The sequence below is a fragment of the Miltoncostaea marina genome, assembly GCF_018141525.1.
Classification (GTDB): Bacteria; Actinomycetota; Thermoleophilia; order Miltoncostaeales; family Miltoncostaeaceae; genus Miltoncostaea; species Miltoncostaea marina.
In genome coordinates, this window is the sequence record NZ_CP064655.1 from 1,751,127 (window position 1) to 1,772,585 (window position 21,459).

Consider the following 21,459-nt stretch of genomic DNA (forward strand, 5'->3'; position numbering starts at 1 on the left):
GCTCGGTCCCCTCATTCGACGGTCGTCAGCTGCTTGGGCGACGTGGACAGCACCTCGCGGCCGTCCTCCGTCAGCACCACCAGGTCCTCGATGCGCACGCCGCCCAGGCCCTCGAGGTAGACGCCGGGCTCGATCGTGATGGCCATGCCGGCCGCCAGCACGTCGGCGCCCTCCGGCCGGATGCCCGGGCGCTCGTGGATCTCGAGGCCCACGCCGTGGCCGAGCCCGTGCCCGAAGTGGTCGCCGTGGCCGGCGTCGGCGATGCGCCCGCGGGCCACCGCGTCGAGCTCGGCGCCGGTCATCCCCGGGCGGGCGGCGGCGAGGGCCGCCTCCTGGGCCGCGAGGCAGACGCCGTAGGCCTCCTCAAGCCGCTCGGGCAGCGGCCCGGTGGCGACGGTGCGGGTCATGTCGGAGCAGTATCCGTCCACGACCGCCCCGAGATCGATGACGACGAGCGTGCCCGCGGGGATGGCGTCCGCCCCCGGCACGTGGTGCGGCCGGGCGCCGTTGGGGCCCGCCGCGACGATGGTGGCGAAGCTCGGCTCCGTGGCCCCCTCCTCGAGCATCGCCTCGTGCAGGGCGAAGGCCACGGCGCGCTCCGTGCGGCCGACGATGCCGGCGGCCAGCACGCGCGCCAGGGCGCGGTCGACCGCCGCGGCGGCGCGGCGCATCGCGGCCACCTCGCCGGCGTCCTTCACCATGCGCAGGGCCTCCACGATGCCGCGCGTGGGCTCCGTGGGCGCGCCGTCCAGCAGCTCGAGCAGGCGCTCGTGGCGGGCGATCGTGAGGTCCTCCGCCTCCACCGCGATGCGGCCGCCGCCGGCCACCTCCGCGAGCCGCTCGGCGACGTCCTTCAGCAGGTCGCGCGAGCCGACCACCACCTCGGCGTCGCGCACCTGCTCGCGAGCGCTGACGGCGTAGCGCGAGTCGGTCAGCAGCAGCCTGCCCCGGCGGCCGATCACCGCGATGCCGTTGGAGCCGACGTAGCCGGTCAGGTAGCGCACGTTGGCGCCGCCGGTGACGAGCATCGCGTCGATGCCGCGCTCGTCGAGCACGGCGAGCAGGCGCTCCTGGCGGGCGGCCTCGGCGCTCACGCGAGCACCCCGGCGAGGTGGTCGAGCGCCTCGCGGTAGCCGTCGGGCCCCTTGCCCCACACGGCCGCCGAGGCGATGTCGCGCACCACCGACACCCGCCGGTGCGGCTCGCGCGCCTCGACGTCGGACAGGTGCACCTCGACGAACGGCGCGCCCAGGATCTCCAGCGCGTCGCGGATCGACCACGCGTAGTGGGTCCACGCGCCGGGATTGACGACGGCGCCGTCCACCAGCCCGGCGAGGCCGTGGACGTGCTCCACGAACGAGCCCTCGTGGTCGCTCTGGAAGCAGCCCACCCGCATGCCGCGCTCGGCGGCCCAGCCGCGCACCAGGTCCTCCAGCTCGCGCAGGGTGAGCGTGCCGTAGTGCGCCGACGGACGGCGGCCGAGCATGCCGATGTTCGGCCCGTGCAGCAGCGCGATCGACAGCGGGCGGCTCACCGGCGCAGCTCCTCGATCGCGGCCACCAGGCGCTCGCGCGGCACGTCCTGGCGCAGCCGCACGTCGCCCGGCGCGCCCAGCAGCACCATGTTGAGCGACCCGGCGTCGGCCTTCTTGTCGCGGGCCATCGCCTCCAGGATCGCCGGCGTCGGCACGTCGGCCGCCAGCCGGACCGGCAGGCCGTGCCGCTCGAGCACCGCCATCGTGCGGACCCTCCACCCGGGGTCGAGCCCGGCGGCGCGCTCGGAGAGCCGCAGCGCCGCGAGCAGCCCCAGCGAGACCGCCTCGCCGTGCTGGTAGCGCTCGTAGCCCGCCGCGGCCTCGATGCCGTGGCCGACCGTGTGGCCGAGGTTGAGGGAGGCGCGGATGCCGGTCTCGCGCTCGTCGGCCTCGACCACCGCGATCTTGTGGCCGGCGCAGCGGCGGATGAGGTCGGCGAGCTCGTCCGGCGGGCCCGGCAGGGCGGGCCGCGACTCGACCAGCTCGAACAGCTCCGGCCCGTCGAGCAGGCCGTACTTGACGACCTCGGCGAACCCGCACGCGAGCTGGCGCGCCGGCAGGCTGTCGAGCGCCTCCGTGTCCATCACCACGAGGCTCGGCTGCCAGATGGCGCCGACGTAGTTCTTGCCCTCGGGCAGGTCGACGCCGGTCTTCCCACCGATCGCCGAGTCGACCATCGCGAGCAGCGTCGTGGGCAGCTGCACGAGGCGCACCCCGCGCTGGTAGGTGGCGGCCACGAAGCCCGCCAGGTCCCCCACCACGCCGCCGCCGAGCGCGGCCACCGTGTCGGCGCGGCGCAGCCCGGCGTCGGCGGCCAGGCGGCAGAGGCGCTCGACCTGGGCCAGCGACTTCGAGCCCTCGCCGGGCGGCACCGTGGCCGTGATCACGCGCACCCCGCCCGCCTGCAGCGCCGCGCGGGCGCGCCGGGCCAGCGGGGCGACGTTGCCGTCGCTCACCAGCAGGGCGCTCGCGCCGGGGCGCCGGTCGGGCCAGAGCTCGCCGAGCCGGTCGAGCAGCCCCGGCCCGAGGTGGAGCGGGTAGCGGGCGTCGCCGACGTCGGCGACGAGGGCCGGCGCGGGCGCCGACGCGCTCACCGGGGCGCCTCGGCCGGGGCCCCGGCGACCCACGCGGCCACGCGCGCGGCGACCTCGTCGGCGGGGCCGGCCGCGTCGACCTCCAGGCCCGCCGCCTCGCGGTAGTGCTCCTCGCGCGCCCGCGCCCGCCGCTCGAAGCGAGCCCGGTCGCTCACGAGGGGGCGGTCCGAGTCCTTCACCCGGGCCCAGAGCACGTCGATGTCGGCGCGCAGCCACACCACGTCGGCCAGCCGCCCGAGCACGCCGCGGGTCTTGGCGCTCTCCAGCGCCCCGCCGCCGAGGGCGAGCACGCCCGGCTCGCCGGCGAGCACCTCGCGGATGACCGCCTCCTCGGTGCGCCGGAACCACAGCTCCCCGCGCTTGGCGAAGATCTCCGGGATCGGCATGCCGGCGCGCTCCTCGATGACCCGGTCCGAGTCGACGAACTCGCGGCCGAGGCGGGTCGCCACGCGGCGGCCCACCGAGGTCTTCCCGGCGCCCATGAACCCCGACAGTGCGAGCCAGCGCGCGGACACGCTCAGCCCGCGATCTCGTCCCGGTACCGCTCGACCGCCGCGTCGAGGTGGGCGATGGAGTCGCCGCCGAACTTCTCGAGCAGCGCCTGGGCCAGCACGAAGGCGACCGCCGCCTCGGCGACGACCGCGGCGGCCGGCACCGCGCAGATGTCGGAGCGCTCCTTGAACGCCGCCGTGGCCTCCTTCGTCGCCACGTCGACCGACGCCAGCGGGCGGCTGAGCGTGCTGATCGGCTTCATCACGGCCCGGATCACGACCGGCGCGCCGTGCGTCATGCCGCCCTCGATGCCGCCGGAGCGGTTGGTGCGACGGAAGAAGCCGCGCTGCGGGTCGTGGAAGATCTCGTCGTGGGCCTCGCTGCCCGGGATGCGGCCGAGCTCGAAGCCGGCGCCGATCTCCACGCCCTTGATGGCCTGGATGCCCAGGATCGCCTGGCCGAAGCGGCCGTCCAGGCGGGCGTCGCCGCTCACGTGCGAGCCGAGCCCCGGGATGGGGTCGAACGCCCACACCTCGAAGACGCCGCCGAGGGTGTTGTGGTCCTGGCCGGCGGCCTTGATCGCGGCCTTCATGCGCTCGGAGGCCTCGGGGTCGAGGCAGCGCACCGGGCTCTCGTCGACGCCCTCGAAGTCGTCGATCGTCAGGTCGTCGCGCAGCGGCACGGCCTCCGCGCCGATCCGCACCACGTGGCTGCGCACCTCGGTGCCGTAGCGGCGCAGCAGCGCCTTGGCCACGCCGCCGGCCGCCACCCGGGCGGCGGTCTCGCGGGCGCTGGCGCGCTCGAGGATCGGGCGCAGGTCGTCGGTGCCGTACTTGAGCATCCCGGCCAGGTCCGCGTGGCCCGGGCGCGGCAGCGTGATCGGGTCGACCTCGCGGGCCGGCTCCCAGACCGCCATGCGGTCCTCGGCCCACTTGGGGAAGTCGAGGTTCGTGATCTCGAGGGTCAGCGGGCTGCCGATCGTGCGGCCGTGCCGCAGGCCGGTCTTGACCTGCACGCGGTCGGTCTCGATCTTCATGCGCCCGCCGCGCCCGTAGCCGAGCTGGCGGCGGGCGAGATCGTCGTCGATGTCCTCGGGCCGGAGGGGCAGCCCGGCGGGCAGTCCCTCGACGACCGCGAAGAGCGCGGGGCCGTGTGACTCCCCGGCTGTGCGGTAGGTGAGTGGCACGGGTCGGAGAGTGTAGTGGAGCGCCCCCTCTCTGGTGGCGGCCAGGCGGTCGACGACGATCGCGGCGGCGGGACGACCGTCACGAGCGCCGCCGTGGCGAGCGCCGGGGGCGCGACGCCGGCGCGGCCGGGGGTCGCGACGGCCCCGCGACCGCGATCCGCCCCGGGCCCCGGGGACGGCGATCGCCGCCGGGGGCCGCGGGCGTCTGCGACCCCCCGGGGGGAGGAGGGCGTCTGCCAGCCCCCGGGGCGCCCACCCGGCCGACCGGCCGGCCGCGCATCGCGGCCTCGCGGTGGTCGCCGTGATCGAGCGGCGGTCCGGCCCCGCCGACGCGACCACCGTCTCGGTCGCCATACCGAACGTCCGTCGTCAGGGTCGCCGCATGCCCACCTCATCCCCGCTTCTCCGCCGTCCCGGCCCGGCGACCCGGCGCATCGCCTGGTGGTCGCTGGGCCTGGCGGCGCTCGCCGGCGCGCTCCTGCTGATGGCGACCGCGGCCGCGCCGGCCGACCCCGTCGAGTCCGCCGCGCCGCAGGCCGGCGGCGCCGCCGTCGCCAACGCCGCCATCATCGTGTTCCGCGAGGGGCTCGAGGCGGTGCTGATCGTCGCCGCCGTCGTCGCGAGCCTGCAGGGGGCCCACCTGCGCCGCCGGCGGCCGGTCGTGGCCGGCGCCTGCGTCGCCTTCGCGGCCTCCGTCGCGACGTGGTTCGTGGTCCAGGCGGCGCTCGACGCGGCCTCCCCGCTCGGCCCGCGGCTGGAGGCGATCACCGGCGCGCTGGCGGTGGTCGTGCTGCTCGTGGTGCTCAACTGGTTCGTCCACCGCGTCTACTGGTCGGAGTGGATCGGCCGCCACCACCGGCGCCGGCGGGAGCTGCTCGGCCGGGCGGGGCTCGGCGCCAGCCTCGGGCTGGTGCTGCTGGGCTTCACGAGCGTGTACCGCGAGGGCTTCGAGGTCGTGCTCTTCCTGCAGAACCTGGAGCTCCGCAACGGCTCGGCGACCGTCGCCGAGGGGGTCGCGCTGGGCCTGGCCGGCACCGCGGTGGTGGGCGCGCTCACCTTCTGGCTGCACCGGCGCCTGCCGTACCGCCGCATGCTGGTCTGGACGGGGCTGCTGGTGGGCGCGGTGCTCGTGGTGATGGTCGGCGGGACGGCCCTGACGTTCCAGCAGCTCGGCTGGCTGCCGGCGCACCCGACGCCCTTCCCGGTGCCGGGATGGATGGGCTCCTGGTTCGAGCTCTACCCCTCGTGGGAGACGCTCGCCGCCCAGGCCGCCGCCGCGGCCGTCGTGATCGGCTCCTACCACCTCGCCGAGTACCTCAAGGTCACGCGCCCGGTGCGGCGCGGCGAGCGCCCCGCCGAGCGGGCGGGCGCGCCGGCGGCCGGCTCGGCCGGCCCGGCGGGATCGTGACGGCAGCCGCCGGCGCACGCGGTCGGCGCGCGCCGGTATCGTCGCCGCCGTGCACCTCCACCCGCTCGCGATCTTCGGGCTGCCGGAGTGGGCCGGCCGGCTCACGCTCGTCGGCGCCGTCATCGCCGGCGCGCTCCTCATGCTGTCGGCGATCGGCTGGCTGGCCCCGCGGCTGCTGCGCCGCACCGGAGCCGACGCGGGGCCCCGCGCGCGGCAGCGCCAGACGGCGGTCGCCGCGCTTGCGACGAGCCTGCGCTACGTGGTGCTCGTGGCCGCGGCGGTGGCGATCGCCGCGGTCGTGGCCGGCGGCGGCGGCCTGGCGGCCGTCGGCAGCGGCGCGCTCGTGGTGGTGCTGGTCGGCTTCGCCGCCCAGCGCCTGCTGGTCGACGTCATCGCCGGCTTCTTCATCCTGTTCGAGAGCCAGTACGGCGTCGGCGACACCGTCCGCCTGGAGCCGAGCGGCTACACCGGCGAGGTCGTCACGGTCGGCTTCCGCACAACCGAGCTCACCGCGCCCGGCGGCCAGCGCATGATCGTCCCGAACGGCGCGATCACGGCCGCGCGCGTCATGCCCGACGGCCGGCGGCGCCACCGGCTCGAGCTGCTGACGCACGACCCCGACGCGGTGGAGGGCATGCTCGCGGAGCTGGGCGGCGGCATGGCCGGCGCCGGGGGGCCGTGGCGGGCCGCGCCGCGCACGACCCGTCGCGACGCGCCCGGCGGGGTCACCCGCATCGTGGCGGTCGTCGACGTCGACGCACACCGCGAGGTCGCGGTGGCCTGGCTCGCCGACGCGCTGGCCGCGCGGGCGGGCGATCGGCTCGCCGCCCCGCCGCTGCACGGGCCGGACGGGCGCCCGTAGGGCCGCCCGCCCCGCCCCCGCCCCGGCCCGCGTCCCGCCGCCGGCCACGCGCGGGCGGCGGCGGCGGGAGGCGGCGGCGGGAGGCGGCGCGGGCGCTACGCCGCCCGCACGTCCACGAGCTTGATGGTGTAGCTGCGGCGCGTGGTGGTGTTGTCGAGGGTGATCTTCTCCCCCTCCCTCAGCCTGACCGTGTCCGTGCCGTCCGGCAGCAGCCCGCCGCTCAGCTTGAGCGTGACGGAGTCGGCCGTGATCGCCTGGACCACGAACTGCTGCGTGTCGGGCGGGATCGCGTCGCCCTCGCGGGCCACCACGGGCTCGCCCGACACGTCGAAGTCGGCCTCCAGGGCGAGCGGCGCCTGCACCGGCGGGGCCGGCGTCGCGGCGGGCCCGGTGGTCGTGCCCCCCGGGGTCGCGATCTGCTGGCCGGGCGGGGGCACGAGCACCGGCAGGTCGGCCGGCGTCTCGGGCGCCGGGGCCGCCTCGGCGGGGGGCGGCTCGGCCGCCGCCGCCTCGTCGACCTGCGGCGCGAAGAGGTCGTGCGGCGCCCCCATCTCGTCGTGGGCGGCCAGGGTGCGGGCGGCCGCCGCGTCGTCGACCGCCCCCGGCGCGCCCATCGCGGCGATCGCCAGCGCGGCCGAGTCCTGGGCGCCGGCGCCGGTCGCCACGGTGGCGGCGGCGGCGTCCGGCGGCGACGTGTCCGCCTCGGCGGCCGAGCCGCCCCCGCCGCCGGAGCAGCCGGCGAGCACGGCCGCGGCCGACAGGGCGGCCAGGGCCGGCGCGAGATGACGGCGGCGCATCACTGGGAACCTCCGGTGCTCGGCGAGGAGACGGTCTGCGGCTCGCCCGCGGCCTCGCCGTCGGGCGTCGCGGATCCGCCGGGGGCGGCCGCGGCGGCCGGCGCCGCGGTGGCGGTCGTCGTCGCGGCCGGCGCCGGCGCGGCGACCGGGGTGCCCGCCGCCGGGGCGGGGACGACCGAGGAGGCGGCGCCGCCGGGCACGCTCGAGAAGGCGACGACCTTGACCGTGCCGACGACCTGGTCGCCGTCCGCGTCCGCCTCGCCCTGGACCAGGTTGAGGTCCAGCGAGACCGTGGCGAAGAGGCGCCCGCCGATGATCGGCCGGTCCTTCTCGTCGACCGCCACCTGGCGGTGGAGCCGGTAGAGGAAGTCGTCCACGTCGAAGAAGCGGCCGGTGATGCGCACCTCGAGCTCCGTACCGCGGATCGATCCGTAGTCCGTGTACGAGTTGGTCTTGATCGAGGTCAGCTCGACGTTCGCCCGGTCGGCGAGCCGCTGGAGCTGCACGATCGCGCCCGGCGCGTCGGCGCCGTCCGGCAGGGCCTTGGCCAGGCGCAGCCGCTCGGCCGCGCGGGCCGTGTCGCTGCGCGTCGAGACCGAGTAGCGCGAGAGCGTGTCGCGCATGGCGCCGGCCTCGTCGCGGACGGCCTCGAGCCGGTCGCGCTCGGCCTGGAGGTCGGCGGACGCCGGCTTCACGACGAACCACCAGAAGCCTCCGAGCACCGCGACGACCCCCAGCACCGCGAGGAGGATCCTGTCCCGCTTGGTCACCTTCATGGCGTGGCTCCGGTGGCGGCCCCGGGCGCGGAGCCGGTCGGCGCGAGGACGTCGCGGTCCTGCGCGCGCTGGTCGATCGGGATGTCGATCACGAAGTGGATGACCTCGCGGCCGCCCTTGAGCTCGACCTCGCTGCTCGCGAGGCGCGGCTCGCCGAGCCCGCGCACCGTGGCGGCGCGCGCCATGGCGAGCGCCACCTGCGGCTGGGTGAACGCGTAGCCGTCGAGGTGGACGCCGCGCGGCACGACGGCGACCGGGGTGCCGGGCGCCGCGGCGACGGCCGCCGGGTCGGCCGCCGCGGGGTCGGCCTCGCCCTTCAGGTTGACGAGCCACACCTGGCGGGGCATCGCCGAGGAGAGGTCGCGCACGAGGCGCTCCCAGTTGACCCGGTTCTGGACCAGGCTGACGATCGCCCCGCGACGGGTGCGCTGGGCGAGGTCGCGGGCCTGGGCCTGCTCGAACGCGCCGATGCGCGCCTGCAGGTCGTCCCGCTCGATGGTCGCGGCGGCGACGTCCTCGCGCACCCGGTCGACCTCGCTCGTGACGGACCAGCCCCAGTACCCGAGCCCGCCGAGCGCCAGCACCGCGCCGGCGACCGCCAGGGGCGCCCTGGGCCCGCCGGAGAAGCCGCGCGCGCGCCGCTCGGGCGGCGGGAGGAGGTTGACGGCCCTCATGACGCCTCCGGCGCGTCCAGCGCCAGGCCGACGGCGACCGCCGCGCGGGCGGCCACCTCGGCGGTCAGGTCGCCGGCCTCGTCGAGCTGCCGGCGCGGGTCGCCGATCTCGACCGGGATGCCGAGCCCCTGCTGGAGGTAGCGGTCGATGCCGGTGCACAGCGACGTGCCGCCCGACAGCACCAGGCGCTCGATCGGCCGGGAGAAGCCCTGCGAGCGGTAGTAGTCGAGCGAGCGGCCGATCTCGCGCACGAGCGGCCGGGCGCCCAGCGCGAGGGCGTGGCGCACCTCCGCGACGGTCTCCGGGTCCCAGCCCTCGAGCGGCTCGCCCAGCAGGCCGCAGGCCGTCTTGACGACCTCCGACTCCTCGGGCGTGAGGCCGGTGCGCTCCGCGACGGCCTTCGTCAGGTGCGACCCGCCGAAGCCCACGAGGCGGGTGAAGTGGCACCGCCGGTCGACCGCGACGATCATGTTGGTGACCTCGGCGCCGACGTGGCAGACCGCCACGGCCGGCGTGTCGGCGCTGCCCTCGTCGATGACCGGCGGCGGCGGCAGCAGGGCCCGCAGGATCGCGAACGCCTCGAGGTCGATCCCCGTGGGGTGCAGCCCCGCCCTGCGGACGGTGGCCGCGAGCCCCTCCACCATGTCGCGGTGGGCGGCGACCACGACGTGGCGCTCCCGCTCGCCGGCGTCGGTCGTGAAGCGCAGCACCGGCTGCGCGTCCACGACCGTCTGCTCCGGCGGGATCGGGATCTGCTCGGCCGCCTCGAACTCGACCGCGGCGCGGCGCTCGGCCTCGTCCTCGAGCGCGGGCAGCTCGATCGTGCGGACGACGACCCGCTGGTTGGCGACGCCCAGGCGCACCTTCTTCCCCGAGAAGCGGGCGGTGCGCCAGAAGCGCTTGATCTCGTCGGCGAGCTCGTCCGGGCGGAGGATCTCGCCGTCGTTCACCAGTCCCGGTGGGAGCGGCTCGACCGCGGCCTTCGCGAGCGTGACCCGCTCGCGGGCGGTCTTCAGCTCGACGCCGGCGATCGCGCTGGATCCGATGTCGAGTGCGACGACGGTGCTCATTGGCGTGGTGTCCGTGTCTCGGGGGGCAGGGGGAGGCGGAGCGGGCGGTCAGCCGAGCCGCTCGGCGTACCAGCCGAGCATCGAGGGACCCCACCACAGGGCGACCAGCGCGCCGGCGGCGAGGAAGGGTCCGAACGGGACGGCCATCCGGCGGGCGCGCGCCCCGAAGCGGGCGAGCAGCGCGACGCCGAGCGCGGCGCCCCCGGCGAAGGCCACGACGAGCGCCGGGACGACCGAGGCGCCGAGCACGGCGCCCATCAGCAGGGCGAGCTTGACGTCGCCGAAGCCCATGCCGCCCGGGTAGAGGAACCACAGCATGAACATGAAGCCGCCCGCCCCGAGCGCGGCGGCGACCGGGACCCACCAGCGGGCCGGGTCTGCCGCGACGCCGACCGCCAGGGCGACGGCGGCCGCGGGCAGCACGACGAGGTCGGGGATCAGCTTGTGCTCGAGGTCGATCGCGACCACCGGGACGAGGCTGACGCCGAGCAGCGCGGCCGCCAGGCCCTCCCAGGTGGGGCCGAAGCCCGCGATGGCGCCGGCGGCGAGCGCGCCGCTGGCGAGCTCGATGGCCGGGTAGCGCCACGACACCCCGGCGCCGCAGCCGCGGCAGCGGCCGCGCAGGGCGAGCCACGACAACACCGGCACCAGCTCGGCGGCGCCGAGGGTGCGCTCGCACGAGGTGCAGTGCGACCGCGGGCGCACGAGCGACGCCCCCGCGGGCCAGCGCGAGGCGACGACCGTGGCGAACGACCCCAGGCAGAGCCCGAGCACGCCGGCCACGACGGCCCAATAGGCGGTGGGGGCACCGAGGAGCATCAGCGGACCACGAACCGGTCGTAGACGAGCACGCCGCGCTGGCGGCTCGAGGCGGCCACGAAGCGCCGGCCGGCGTCGCGCGGCACGAGCAGCCGCAGCCGCACCCGGCCCGGCCCGAGCCGGCCGGTGCCGATGCGCACCGCGAAGCGGCGCGACGTGGGCGCGACGCGGCGGACCGTCTCCCATCCGTCGGAGGAGCGCACCTGCACGACCGCGGGCCGGCGCGGGAACACGCTGCCCCGCACCAGCAGGCGCGTGGTGCGCACGACGCGGCCGGCGGCCAGGCGGAAGGTGACCCGCGGCTTGACCTTGAGGGAGAAGGCGGCCGCGCCGCCGGGCTTGGCGGCGGTGCCGCGCCACACCAGGCGGTAGTCCGCCGTGCGCACGGCGATCAGGCGGAAGCGGTAGCGGCCCCGCCGGTCCGTGCGGACGGTGCCCGCGGGCCGGTAGGCGCCGGCGCCCGCGAGGCGGCGCTCCAGGTGGAGCCGCGCCCGCCTGACCGGCGCGCCGTTGTCCATGAGCTGTCCCGAGACCGTCATCTGCCTGCGGTACTCGACACTCGCGGGTACGGAATTGAGGTTGAAGGACGGCGGCCTGACGCTGCGGAAGCTGCGCGCCGGTGACCACTGCCCGGCGCCGCCGTTGCAGTAGTCCGCCCGCACCCGCCAGTGGTTGACGCCGGGCGTCGTGACGCCGGCCCGCGGCGGCACGAGCGCCGTCTGGGCGGTGGCCAGCGGCTCCGCGCCGGCGAAGGACGGGTCGGCCGACACCTGCACCTGGTAGCCGCAGGCGCTCGCCACCGGGGACCAGCGCAGCAGCGGCGCGTGCACCACGCGGGCGCCGTCGGCGGGCTGGGCCTGCGCGGGCCGCGGCGAGGAGAGGGTGAACTGGCCGGCGGGGCTCCAGGTCTGGCCGGCGCCGCCGCCGTCGACGGCCCGCACGCGCCAGCTCCAGGTGCCGTCGGGCAGGCGGGTGTCGCGGTCGCGCATCGTGCCGGGCACCCCGCCGGTGCCCCACACCGTCTCGGTGCGGGTGGCGTCGCCGGCGAACTGGTGGTCGCGGCTGAGCTGGACCTCGTAGCGGGCGACGCCCGGCACGGGGCTCCAGGTGAGCAGGGCCGGCTGCTGGATGACGCCGCCGTCGGCCGGCGAGCCGAGCGTGACGCGGGTCTGCTTGCGGAAGGTGCCGGAGGCCGCGGTGGCGTCGGCCTCGCCGATCTGCCAGTCCGGATCGATCGGCGTGGCGCTCACGCCCCAGACGACACGCCAGTGGTAGCCGGTGCCCACGCGGTTGTCGGCCAGCGGCGTGCGCGGCGTCCACGAGGGCGTCGCCGTCAGGTCGCTCGCGACGATGTGGTTGAACTGCGGGTCCGTCGCGATGTCGACCCGGTAGATCCTCGCGCCGTCGACGGGTTCCCAGGCGAGGCGCGGCATCAGGCCGGTGTCGGAGTCGCCGGCGACCCCCAGCTGGACGACGCCCGGCGCGGTGACCTCGCCCGGCGTGGGCGCGCGCCAGGTGAGCTTGTGCACGTCGCTCCACGTGCCGGTCACGCCGTTGACCGTCGGCCGGACGCGCCACCAGTGGTCGCCGAACGTCATGCCCTGGGCGGCGACCTCCTGGATGGTCGGCGTGAACGACGTGGAGGTCGTGGTGCCGGTGACCTTCAGGTGCGAGCCCAGCCAGTTGTGCTCCCGACTGGTGACCTGGACCTCGTACGATTCGGCGCCCTCGACGGCCTCCCAGCGGAGGCTGAGGTCGTGGACGGATGCGCCGTCGGCGGGCTCGACGACCCGGGGGGCGACCCAGGCCTTCGTGAAGGTGCCGCCGAGCGTCCAGGGGCCGGGGTTGTCCTTCGGGTCGCGCGCGCGGACGCGCCACGCGTACGTGTCGTCGGGCAGCACGCCGGCGGCGGCGGGCGTGAGGAACGGCTCGGAGTTCTTCTCGCCGGTGAGGACCGGCGCGGCGAAGCCGTCGCCGGCGGCGATCTGGACGTCGTACGACTTGGCGCCCGGCACCGCGTTCCAGCTGAGGTACGGGTTGAGCCGCAGGTGGCTCACGGCCGGGCCGCCCGGGACCGCGGCCAGGCGCGCGCCGGTGATGGCGTTGGGCCAGGTCTTCGCGAAGCGCGCGACGCCGCTCCAGGCGCCGGCCGTGCCGGCGGCGTCGGTCGCGCGCACGCGCCACCAGTACTCGCCGTCGGGCAGCACGACCTCGGGCGCCGCGACGGTCTCGGCCGTGTCGGCCTCCCAGACGACCCGGCTGAAGCCCGGCGTGTCGCTCACCTCGACGTGGTACTCGGCGGCGCCGGGCACCTCGCCCCAGGCGAGCACGACCGGCGTCTCCGGGAAGGCCAGCGGGGCGGCGACGCCGTCGGGCGTGAGGCCGCTCGGGACGCTGGCCGCGCGGTCGGCCGCGAAGGGGCTGGTCACGGCGGGCTTCTCGGGCGCCGCGGTGCCCTGCGCGAGGACCGCCGCCGGGGCGACGGCCGCGCAGGCGGAGAGCAGGAGCGCGAGGTGGACGGAGCGGCGCATCTGCCGCGAGCGTGTCGCCCCGTGGCGCGCGGCGGGCGCGCCGTCTGCGCCGGAGGTGTCACGGCGCCGTGTCATGTCCTGTGTCCGGTCCGGCGTGCGCACGGGTCGCTTCCTTGCGTCGGGGGGCGTCCGAGCCGGGCGCCGTCGCTGGCGCCGGCGTGAGAAGGGTGGTGCGGACGAAGCGGGGGCCCGCCGGAGCGGGCCCCCGGTTCACCGTGGTGGTGCGGGAGCTACCAGGTGCAGCCGGTCCCACACGTCCGCTCGACCGTCGAGTCGGACTTCTTCTCGTACTTGTAGGTGATGTTCGACTTGCTCTTGGACTCGAGCGTGTAGCCCGTGCCGGAGCCGGTGACGGCGAACTTCACCTGGTTGGCGCCGGCGTCCATGTTGGCGGCGTCCCACTTGATGTTCGGCTCGATCGCCGCGAGCTTCGTGGCGTCGGCGTTGGCGTACGTGTTGCCGTCGGCGAAGTAGGCCTCCATGGCCGTCGCGCCGTTGCGCACCAGCGACTTGGCAGCCGCGTCGTTGGCCTTGTCGCGCTGGCCGAGGAACGCCGGAATGGCGATCGCGGCGAGCAGGCCGATGATGATCACCACCACGAGAAGCTCGATGAGGGTGAAGCCACCCTCGCCCCTGCGGCGGCGGAGTCGCTCAAGCATGTGCTCTCCTCCGTGAGGACGTGACGTGCCGCGGTCCTCCTGCCCGTGACGAGGGCCTCCGCGGTTTTCACACCACTCATCGAGCGCCGTGGGCAATCTCTTTAGGAACACGCCATCGGCGTGTGCCCTCGAGGGGCGCCGCCGCGGGGCCGGGCCACGCGGCGCGGGCCGGTCAGGCCGGCCTGCGCCCCACGCCGAAGAGCTTCACGAAGGAGTAGCGGAACCCCCTCGGGCCGGCGGCGGCGGCCACGGCGGCGGCCACCCGCTCGCCGTGGGCGGCCGCCTCGGCCGGCTCGAGGTCCGCCGACAGGTGCGACGCGACGGCGGCGATGCGTGCCAGGTACGCGTCGGGCGGCTGGTGGCGCACCCGCCGCTCGTCCCAGGCGTCGACGACCTCGAGCCCGGCGTCCTCCATGTAGCCCGCGAGCTCCTCGCTGTCGCGGTGGATGTCGTCGAACACCGAGATCCACGCCGGCGGCACCGGCGGCCGCACGCCCTCCAGCACGCGCCGGAACTCCTCGTCGGTGCCGCGCCCGGAGGCCAGGATCGCCAGCACGCCGCCCGGCTGCAGGCGGCGCGCCATCGAGGCGACCGCGGCCGGCTTGTCGGGGAACCAGTGGAAGGCCATGCCGCTCACCACGGCGTCGAAGGCGCCCTCGGGGACGTCCATGTCGTGCACCCCGCCCTGCACGAGCGTCGCCTCCACGGGCAGCCCGGCGAGCTTGTCGCGGAAGACGTCCAGCATGCCGCCGGAGGGGTCCACCCCGGTCACGCGGCGGGTGCCGAAGCGCTCCACCATGCGCTCGGTGACGAATCCGGTGCCGCAGCCGACGTCCAGCACGTCGTCGTAGGTCCCGTCCGGCAGGGCGGCCACGAGGCGCGCGGCGCCGTCGCGGTTGTGGCGCAGCAGCTCGTCGTAGTCCGCCGCCGCGAGGTCGAAGCCCTCCCCCACCGTCCGCCCGTCACCCATGCCGCCTCCCCCGCCGTCGTGGTCCTCTACGGTATCGCCCGGATGCCCGACACCTTCACCCTCGTCACCGACGGCGCCTGCTCCGGCAACGGCACCGACGCCTCCCGCGGCGGCTGGGCCGCGATCCTCACCGCGCCCGACGGCACCGAGGAGGTGCTGACGGGCGGCGAGTACCCCACCACGAACAACCGGATGGAGCTGACGGCCGCGCTGGAGGGCCTGCGCGCGGCGCCCGAGGGCTCCGAGGTGGAGCTCGTCACCGACTCGAGCTACGTCGCCAACGCCCTGCTGAAGGGGTGGCTCGCCGGCTGGCAGCGCAAGGGCTGGCGCACGGCGAGCAGGCAGCCCGTCGCCAACCGGGACCTGTGGGAGCGGATGATCGAGGAGATCGCCCGCCACCGGCGGGTGCGGCCGGTGCTCGTGCGCGGGCACGCCGGCCACTCGGCCAACGAGCGGGCCGACCGCCTCGCCGTGGAGGCGGCGAAGGACGCCCAGCCGCGCGGCGAGGCCCCCGTCGTCCCCGGGGAGGGTCAGCTCGGCCTCGATCTCTAGGACCCTGGTCGTCGGACCGGGCGCCATCGGCGGCTTCGTCGCCGCGCGCCTGGCCGACGCGGGCTGGCCGGTCGCGGTGCTCGCCCGCGGCGCCACCCTCGAGGCGCTCCGCGCGGGCCCCATGCGGCTGACCGACGACGGCCGCGAGCGCGCCGTCCCGCTGCGCGCGGTCGCCGACGTCCGCAAGGCCGGCGAGGTCGACCTGGCGCTCGTCTGCGTGAAGAGCTTCGACACCGCCGCGGCGGCGCGCGGCCTGCGCGGCGCGCTCGCCCCCGGCGGCGTCGTGCTGTCGCTGCAGAACGGCGTCGACAACCCGGCCGTCATCGCGCGCGAGCTGCCCGGGGCGGCCGTCGGCGGCGTGGCGGTCTACCTGGGCTGCCAGCGGCTCGCGCCCGACCACGTCATCCGCCGGCCGAGCCGGAACCCCTCGACCGGCCGCCTGCGCGACCTGCTCGCGGGCGGCGGCGCCGGCGCCCCCGGCCGGGCCCTCGCCGCGGTGGCCGACGCCATCGGCGTGCCCTCGCGGGTCGACGACGACCCGGCGGGCGCCCTCTGGACCAAGCTCGTCGCCAACGTCGCGCTCAACACCGTCACGGCCCTCGGGCGGGCCCGCGTCGGCCGCGTGCTCGCCGACCCCCGCGCCGTGGGCCTGATGCTGGCCCTCGGCGAGGAGGTCGTGGCCGTCGCGCGCGCCGCCGGCGTGCCCGTCGCGTCCGACGCCGCCCGGGCCTACGTCGCCGACGCGCGCCGCCGGCTGCCCGCCGACGGCGGCTCGTCGACGCTCTTCGACCTCGAGGCCGGCCGCCGCCTCGAGCGCGACGCCCTCGTCGGCGCCGTCGTCCGGGAGGGCGAGCGCCTGGGGGTCCCCGTCCCGGCCAGCCGCGCCTGCGACGCCCTGCTCCGGCTCCTCGACCCCGGCTGATCCCCGCCTCGCGGGGGTCGACGCCGATTGGCGCGACCCGCGTGCGCCAATCGGCGTCGACCCCTCCGGCGCCCCCTCAGGCGGGGCCGGCGACCGGGCGGACGGCGAGCCGGACGTCGAGGTCGAGCCGCCTCCCGTCGCGGAGGACGGTGACCCGGACCGCCTCGCCCGGCCGGCGGTCGGCGAGGGCGTCGGCGATGGCCGCGCTCGAGTCGACGGGGCGCCCGCCGACGGCGACCACGACGTCGCCGGGGCGCAGCACGCCGCGGGCGGGGCCGTCCCGGAGGACGTCGGCCAGGCGGACGCCGCCCTCGCCCCCCTGCCCCACGATCCCGAGGTAGGGCAGCCGTGCGGCGCCGGTGGCGACGATGCGCTCGGCGGTGCGGGCGACCACGTCGGCGGGGACGGCGAAGCCGATGCCCTCGTTGCGCCCGCCCTCCGTCGCGATCTGGGTCGCGATGCCGACCACCCGGCCGTCCATGTCCAGCAGCGGGCCGCCGGAGTTGCCGGGGTTGAGGGCCGCGTCGGTCTGGATGACGCCGGTGATGGCGAAGCCGTTGGGCGAGTCGATCTGGCGGCGCAGGCCCGAGACGACGCCGGTCGACAGCGAGCCCTGCAGGCCGAAGGGGGCGCCGATGGCGATGACGGGGTCGCCGACCCGCAGCGCCGCGGCCGGGGCGAGGGGCAGCGCGGGGACGCCGGCCTCGACGCCGTCCAGGCGCAGGACGGCCACGTCGACCGACGGCTCGACGCCGCGCACGCGGGCGCCCACGCGGCGGTCGCCGATGGCCACCTCGACCCGCTCGGCATCGCCGACGACGTGGGCGTTGGTCACCAGGTGGCGGGCGTCGAGCACCACCGCCGAGCCGGTGCGCCCCCCGGCGTCCACGGCGGCGACCGAGGGGGCGGCGGCCGCGTAGAGCGCGCTGACGTCGGCGCCGGAGGGCCATGTCGCGGCGCCGGCGGCTCCGGCGGCGCCGGGCAGCCCGGTGACGGCCAGGAGGAGCCCCGTCACAAGGCCCCCCACGCTCGCCGCCACCAGGATCCTCAGCGCCTCGCCGCCGCGCAGCCGCATGGCCCTCCGCCGTCCGCCTCACGTCCTCGCGACCGAGTCTGCGGGCGCGCCGCGCGCCTCGCACCGTCCCGTGGCGGGGTCGCGCGCCCCCCGGGCGGCCAGTTGCGCGGCCCCGTCCTACACTGACCGCGTGGACCGGACCGCACGATGAGGAGCACCTACTCGCTCGGCCGCGTCGCGGGCATCCCGATCGGCCTGCACTGGAGCGTCCTGGGGCTGCTCTTCCTGCTCATGTGGACGCTGGCCACGGGCATCTTCCCCGAGACCAACCCCGGCCTCGGCGACGACGCCCACTTCGCGATGGCGGTCGTGTCGGCGACCGGCTTCTTCGGCTCGATCCTGCTGCACGAGCTGGGCCACGCCCTCCAGGCGCGCCGCGAGGGCGTCGCGATCGACGGCATCACGCTGTGGCTGTTCGGCGGGGTCGCGCGGTTCACCGGGATGTTCCGCACGGCCGGCTCGGAGTTCCGCATCGCCGTGGCCGGGCCGCTGGTCTCGCTCGCCCTCGGCGCCGCCTTCATCGGCGCCGCGCTCGTGCCGGGCATCCCGGGCGCGGTCGACGGCGTCTGCTCGTGGCTCGGCTTCATCAACCTGGCCCTGCTCGCCTTCAACCTGCTCCCCGCCCTGCCGCTGGACGGCGGGCGCATGCTGCGCGCCGCCCTGTGGCGCATGAAGGGCGACCTGCGCGCGGCCACCCGCCTGGCGGCGGGCGCCGGGCGGGTGCTCGCCCTCGCCATGATCGGCCTCGGGGTCGCGGGGACGGCGCTGTTCGGGGCCTTCAGCGGCATCTGGCTGGCCCTGATCGGCTGGTTCCTGCTCCAGGCGGCCGGCGCGGAGGGCCGGGCGGCGGCCCAGGCCGGGCGGATGCCGCGGGCCCGGGACATGATGGACGCCGACCCGATCGTGGCCCGGCCCGACATGACGCTCGACGACGTGGCCGACGAGTCGCCCTGGGGCGCGCACGACCTCGCCTACCCGGTGGTGGAGGACGGCCGCGCCGTGGGCCTGCTGCCGCCGGGCGCCCTGGCCGGCACGCCGCGCGCCGACTGGGAGCGGCTGCGCGTGGCGGACCGCATGGTCGGCCGCGACCGGGTCCCCGCGCTGGGCGCCGACGACGAGCTGCCGGTCGTGATCGCCGCGCTGCGCGGCACGGAGCTCGAGAGCGCCCTCGTGCTGGACGGCGACCGCCTGCTCGGCGTGGTGACCGTCGGCGACGTGGCGCGGGCGCTCGGCATCGACCCCCGGAGCCGCGCCGTCTGAGGCACGCCCGGGGGCTCAGGCCTCCTCGGGCGCCGCCGCCCGGCGGTCGGCCCGCGCCCGCGAGAGGACGGTGCGCAGCCGCAGGCTGCGCACCATCAGGCCGATGCAGGTCAGCCCGAGGAGCGCGTTCGTGACGAGCAGGGTGAGCTCCATGCCGGCGCTGAACGCCAGCACCTCCCCGCGTCCGGTGGAGCCGGCCAGCATCACCACGAGCAGGGCCTGCTTGGGGCCGAGGCCGCCCGGCGTCGCCGGGAAGAGGCTCGCCATGCTGCCGGCCACCTGCACGATGAGCGCGGCCTCGATGCCCGCCGGCACGTCGAAGGCCTGCAGGAAGTAGAAGGCGCCGCCGATCCGGCAGCCCCAGCCGAGCGCCTGCCAGATGACCACCGAGCGCAGGTAGCGGCGCGGCGTGCGGACGATCGCGAGCCCCTGCCCGAAGCGGCGCCAGAACTCCCGCACCCGCCGGGCGAGCAGCAGCCCCAGCACGACGAGCCCGCTGACCACCGCGAGGGTGGCGACCGGGTAGCGGAACGCCAGCGAGAGGTCGAAGGCCGGCAGGTCGGGCAGTCGCACGCCGGGCAGCACGCCCGCCCACAGGGCCCAGAGGATGAGCCCCGAGGCCATCGCCATGTCGAACAGCGTCTCGGCCACGAGCGAGCCGGCCAGGGTCGGGTAGCGGGCCTCGCGGGTGCTGCGGCGGACGAGGAACATCTTCATCAGGTCGCCGACCCGCGCCGGGATCACCGCGTTGACGCCGACCCCCGCGCAGTAGGCGCCGAAGGCGGTGCGGTAGCGGATGCGCTCGCCGGGGAGGGCCGCGCGCAGGATCTGCTGCCACGCGCGCGAGCGCAGCGCCAGGTTGCCCACGCTGAAGGCCACGGCGGCGGCGAGGAACCCCCAGTGCACGGCGGCCAGGCGCTCGACGAAGGCCTCGACCGCGTCGATGAAGCGGCGAAGGCTCTCCACCGGCGCCTACCGCGTCAGCAGGTAGACGGCGCCCGCCGCGAGCAGGTTGGGCCGGCGCTCCGCCCACGCGGGCGCCGCGCGGCCGTCCTCGCCCAGCAGGCGCCGCCCGCCCACCCGCAGCCCCTCGGCGCCGGCCAGGTCCTCGAAGTCGCGGATCGTGCAGAGGTGGATGTTGGGCGTCTCGTACCACCGGTACGGCAGCGTGCGGCTCACCGGCATCCGCCCGCGCGCGCCGAGCGCCAGGCGCAGCCGCCAGTGCCCGAAGTTCGGGAACGAGACGATGCCCACCCGGCCCACGCGCATCACCTCGCGCAGCACCGGGGCCGGCCGGCGCACCGCCTGGAGCGTCTGGGAGAGCACCACCACGTCGAACGCGTGGTCGTCGAAGTCGAGGCCCTCGTCGATGTCGGCCTGCACCACGGCGATGCCCCGGGCCACGCAGGCGTGGAAGGCCTCGTCGGACACCTCCACGCCCTGCCCGCGGCAGCCGCGGGCCACGATGAGTTCCTCCAGCAGGTCCCCCTCGCCGCAGCCGAGGTCCAGCACCCGCGAGCCGCGCGGCACCATGCCGGCGACCACCATCAGGTCGGGCCTCACGGCACCCCCGCCGGCGTGCTGTGCACGTGCTGCAGGAACGTCCCGACGGTGCGGTGGTAGTCGGGGATGTCGAGCAGGAACGAGTCGTGGCCGAACGGCGAGGCGACCTCCCGGAACGTGACCGGCGCCCCGTGGGTGGTGAGCGTGCGCACGATCTCCCGCGAGTGGGCCGTGTCGAAGCGCCAGTCGCTGTCGAACGAGACGACGAGGAAGCGGGTGCTCGTGCCCTCGAGCGCGCGAGCCGTGGCCACCGGGTCGGCGAAGGCGTCGAAGTAGTCCATCACCCGGGTCAGGTAGAGGTAGCTGTTGGCGTCGAAGCGGCGCAGGAACGACGCGCCCTGGTGGCGCAGGTAGCTCTCCACCTGGAAGTCGACGTCGAAGCCGAAGCGCGGCGTCTCGCGATCCTGGAGGCGGCGGCCGAACTTGCGCCGCATCGACTCCTCGGACAGGTAGGTGATGTGGGCCAGCATCCTCGCGGTGGCGAGGCCCCGGTCGGGGCGCACGCCGTGCTCGTAGTAGTCGCCCCCGTGGAAGTCGGGGTCGCCCATGATGGCCTCCCGGGCGACCGCGGAGAAGGCGATGTTCTGCGCCGACAGGCGGCTGCTGGCGCAGATGACCACCGCCGACTCGAGCTCGCCCGGCGCGTCGAGCGCCCACTGCAGCGCCTGCATGCCGCCGAGCGAGCCGCCGACGGCCGCCAGCGGGCGCTCGATGCCGAGGTGGGCGATCAGCGCCCGGTGCACCCGCACCAGGTCGGAGATCGTCATGAGCGGGAAGCGCAGCCCGTAGGGGCGCCCCGTGGCCGGGTCGGTCGACGACGGCCCGGTCGTGCCCTGGCACCCGCCGAGCAGGTTGGAGCAGACGACGAAGAAGCGGTCGGTGTCGAGCGGGCGGCCCGGGCCGATGATCGAGTCCCACCAGCCACGCTTCGCCGGGTCGCCGTGGTGGCCCGCCGCGTGGGCGTCGCCGGTCAGGGCGTGGCACACCACGATCGCGTTCGAGCGGTCGGCGTCGAGCCGCCCGTAGGTCTCGTAGGCCACCTCGACCGGCGCCAGGACCGCCCCCGAGTCGAGCGCCAGCGGCCGGTCCGCGGTGAACAGGACGGCTCGCTGCGTTTCGACCCGTCCGACGGAGACCCCCACGGCGCGAGGACGGTAGTGAGGCGCCCGGCGGGTGTCAACCGGCCGGGCGCCGGGCGGGCGGCCGGTATCGTGG

Annotated in this window: 22 protein-coding genes; 5 read left to right on the forward strand and 17 right to left on the reverse strand. The window is 76.6% G+C overall.

Features of this window, described 5'->3' with window-relative positions; all coding sequences use genetic code 11:
- Positions 1–11 precede the first annotated feature (11 nt).
- From ITJ85_RS08750 to aroC, 5 genes are read right to left on the reverse strand one after another with little or no spacing between them, the layout of a single operon-like run.
- Complete coding sequence (locus tag ITJ85_RS08750; RefSeq protein WP_217912721.1) at positions 12–1,094, reverse strand: M24 family metallopeptidase; 1,083 nt, start codon at positions 1,092–1,094, stop codon at positions 12–14.
- Positions 1,091–1,534 (reverse strand): type II 3-dehydroquinate dehydratase, encoded by a 444-nt coding sequence (locus ITJ85_RS08755; RefSeq protein ID WP_217912722.1) that lies wholly within the window; start codon positions 1,532–1,534, stop codon positions 1,091–1,093. The genes ITJ85_RS08750 and ITJ85_RS08755 overlap by 4 nt, the downstream gene beginning before the upstream one ends.
- Complete coding sequence (gene aroB, locus ITJ85_RS08760; protein WP_217912723.1) at positions 1,531–2,628, reverse strand: 3-dehydroquinate synthase; 1,098 nt, start codon at positions 2,626–2,628, stop codon at positions 1,531–1,533. The genes ITJ85_RS08755 and aroB overlap by 4 nt, the downstream gene beginning before the upstream one ends.
- On the reverse strand, positions 2,625–3,143 hold the full coding sequence (locus ITJ85_RS08765) for a shikimate kinase (protein WP_217912724.1): 519 nt from the start codon (positions 3,141–3,143) through the stop codon (positions 2,625–2,627). Before ITJ85_RS08765 ends, aroB begins: the two co-directional genes overlap by 4 nt.
- Before the next feature lie 2 nt (positions 3,144–3,145).
- A complete protein-coding gene (gene aroC / locus ITJ85_RS08770; protein WP_246496232.1) occupies positions 3,146–4,306 on the reverse strand; it encodes a chorismate synthase in 1,161 nt (386 codons plus the stop codon).
- A 382-nt stretch (positions 4,307–4,688) separates the two neighbouring features.
- Here aroC and ITJ85_RS08775 point away from each other — a divergent pair, with 382 nt between their 5' ends.
- Complete coding sequence (locus ITJ85_RS08775) at positions 4,689–5,714, forward strand: FTR1 family protein (protein ID WP_217912726.1); 1,026 nt, start codon at positions 4,689–4,691, stop codon at positions 5,712–5,714.
- A gap of 49 nt (positions 5,715–5,763) precedes the next feature.
- Complete coding sequence (locus ITJ85_RS08780) at positions 5,764–6,576, forward strand: mechanosensitive ion channel domain-containing protein (RefSeq protein ID WP_217912727.1); 813 nt, start codon at positions 5,764–5,766, stop codon at positions 6,574–6,576.
- Between the two features lie 95 nt (positions 6,577–6,671).
- Here the strand turns inward: ITJ85_RS08780 and ITJ85_RS08785 are convergent, their stop codons facing one another.
- The 8 genes from ITJ85_RS08785 to ITJ85_RS08820 form a co-directional block, all read right to left on the reverse strand.
- Entirely contained in the window at positions 6,672–7,373 is a 702-nt protein-coding gene (locus ITJ85_RS08785; protein WP_217912728.1) for a hypothetical protein, read from the reverse strand.
- On the reverse strand, positions 7,373–8,149 hold the full coding sequence (gene gspM, locus ITJ85_RS08790) for a type II secretion system protein GspM (RefSeq protein WP_217912729.1): 777 nt from the start codon (positions 8,147–8,149) through the stop codon (positions 7,373–7,375). Before gspM ends, ITJ85_RS08785 begins: the two co-directional genes overlap by 1 nt.
- Entirely contained in the window at positions 8,146–8,823 is a 678-nt protein-coding gene (locus ITJ85_RS08795; RefSeq protein WP_217912730.1) for a PilN domain-containing protein, read from the reverse strand. Before ITJ85_RS08795 ends, gspM begins: the two co-directional genes overlap by 4 nt.
- On the reverse strand, positions 8,820–9,893 hold the full coding sequence (pilM, locus tag ITJ85_RS08800; RefSeq protein ID WP_217912731.1) for a type IV pilus assembly protein PilM: 1,074 nt from the start codon (positions 9,891–9,893) through the stop codon (positions 8,820–8,822). Before pilM ends, ITJ85_RS08795 begins: the two co-directional genes overlap by 4 nt.
- Before the next feature lie 48 nt (positions 9,894–9,941).
- Positions 9,942–10,712 carry a prepilin peptidase gene (locus tag ITJ85_RS08805; RefSeq protein ID WP_217912732.1) on the reverse strand — a complete coding sequence of 257 codons (771 nt, stop codon included), beginning with the start codon at positions 10,710–10,712 and terminating at the stop codon, positions 9,942–9,944.
- Positions 10,712–13,243, reverse strand: a complete 2,532-nt coding sequence (locus ITJ85_RS08810; protein ID WP_217912733.1) for a DUF4962 domain-containing protein — start codon at positions 13,241–13,243, stop codon at positions 10,712–10,714. Before ITJ85_RS08810 ends, ITJ85_RS08805 begins: the two co-directional genes overlap by 1 nt.
- 230 nt (positions 13,244–13,473) lie before the next feature.
- Positions 13,474–13,902: a type IV pilin protein gene (locus ITJ85_RS08815; RefSeq protein ID WP_217912734.1), complete on the reverse strand. Its 429-nt coding sequence runs from the start codon at positions 13,900–13,902 to the stop codon at positions 13,474–13,476.
- A gap of 172 nt (positions 13,903–14,074) precedes the next feature.
- Complete coding sequence (locus ITJ85_RS08820; RefSeq protein WP_217912735.1) at positions 14,075–14,872, reverse strand: class I SAM-dependent methyltransferase; 798 nt, start codon at positions 14,870–14,872, stop codon at positions 14,075–14,077.
- Between the two features lie 42 nt (positions 14,873–14,914).
- On the opposite strand from ITJ85_RS08820, the gene ITJ85_RS08825 reads away from it, so the two are divergent.
- Positions 14,915–15,424, forward strand: coding sequence for a ribonuclease H family protein (locus ITJ85_RS08825; protein WP_217912736.1), 510 nt, complete (start codon positions 14,915–14,917; stop codon positions 15,422–15,424).
- Between the two features lie 4 nt (positions 15,425–15,428).
- A complete protein-coding gene (locus ITJ85_RS08830) occupies positions 15,429–16,346 on the forward strand; it encodes a ketopantoate reductase family protein (protein ID WP_281412247.1) in 918 nt (305 codons plus the stop codon).
- A 76-nt stretch (positions 16,347–16,422) separates the two neighbouring features.
- Here ITJ85_RS08830 and ITJ85_RS08835 read toward each other — a convergent pair whose 3' ends face one another.
- Entirely contained in the window at positions 16,423–17,421 is a 999-nt protein-coding gene (locus tag ITJ85_RS08835) for a S1C family serine protease (protein WP_217912737.1), read from the reverse strand.
- A gap of 147 nt (positions 17,422–17,568) precedes the next feature.
- Between ITJ85_RS08835 and ITJ85_RS08840 the strand changes: the two genes are divergently transcribed.
- Positions 17,569–18,681, forward strand: a complete 1,113-nt coding sequence (locus ITJ85_RS08840) for a site-2 protease family protein (RefSeq protein ID WP_217912738.1) — start codon at positions 17,569–17,571, stop codon at positions 18,679–18,681.
- Between the two features lie 15 nt (positions 18,682–18,696).
- Here the strand turns inward: ITJ85_RS08840 and ITJ85_RS08845 are convergent, their stop codons facing one another.
- Genes ITJ85_RS08845 through metX form a run of 3 tightly spaced genes read right to left on the reverse strand, consistent with a single transcriptional unit; the run spans position 18,697 to position 21,386 of the window.
- Positions 18,697–19,647 carry a lysylphosphatidylglycerol synthase transmembrane domain-containing protein gene (locus ITJ85_RS08845; RefSeq protein WP_217912739.1) on the reverse strand — a complete coding sequence of 317 codons (951 nt, stop codon included), beginning with the start codon at positions 19,645–19,647 and terminating at the stop codon, positions 18,697–18,699.
- A gap of 6 nt (positions 19,648–19,653) precedes the next feature.
- Positions 19,654–20,244: a methionine biosynthesis protein MetW gene (metW, locus tag ITJ85_RS08850; RefSeq protein ID WP_217912740.1), complete on the reverse strand. Its 591-nt coding sequence runs from the start codon at positions 20,242–20,244 to the stop codon at positions 19,654–19,656.
- Positions 20,241–21,386: a homoserine O-acetyltransferase MetX gene (gene metX, locus ITJ85_RS08855; RefSeq protein WP_217912741.1), complete on the reverse strand. Its 1,146-nt coding sequence runs from the start codon at positions 21,384–21,386 to the stop codon at positions 20,241–20,243. Before metX ends, metW begins: the two co-directional genes overlap by 4 nt.
- Positions 21,387–21,459: the final 73 nt, after the last annotated feature.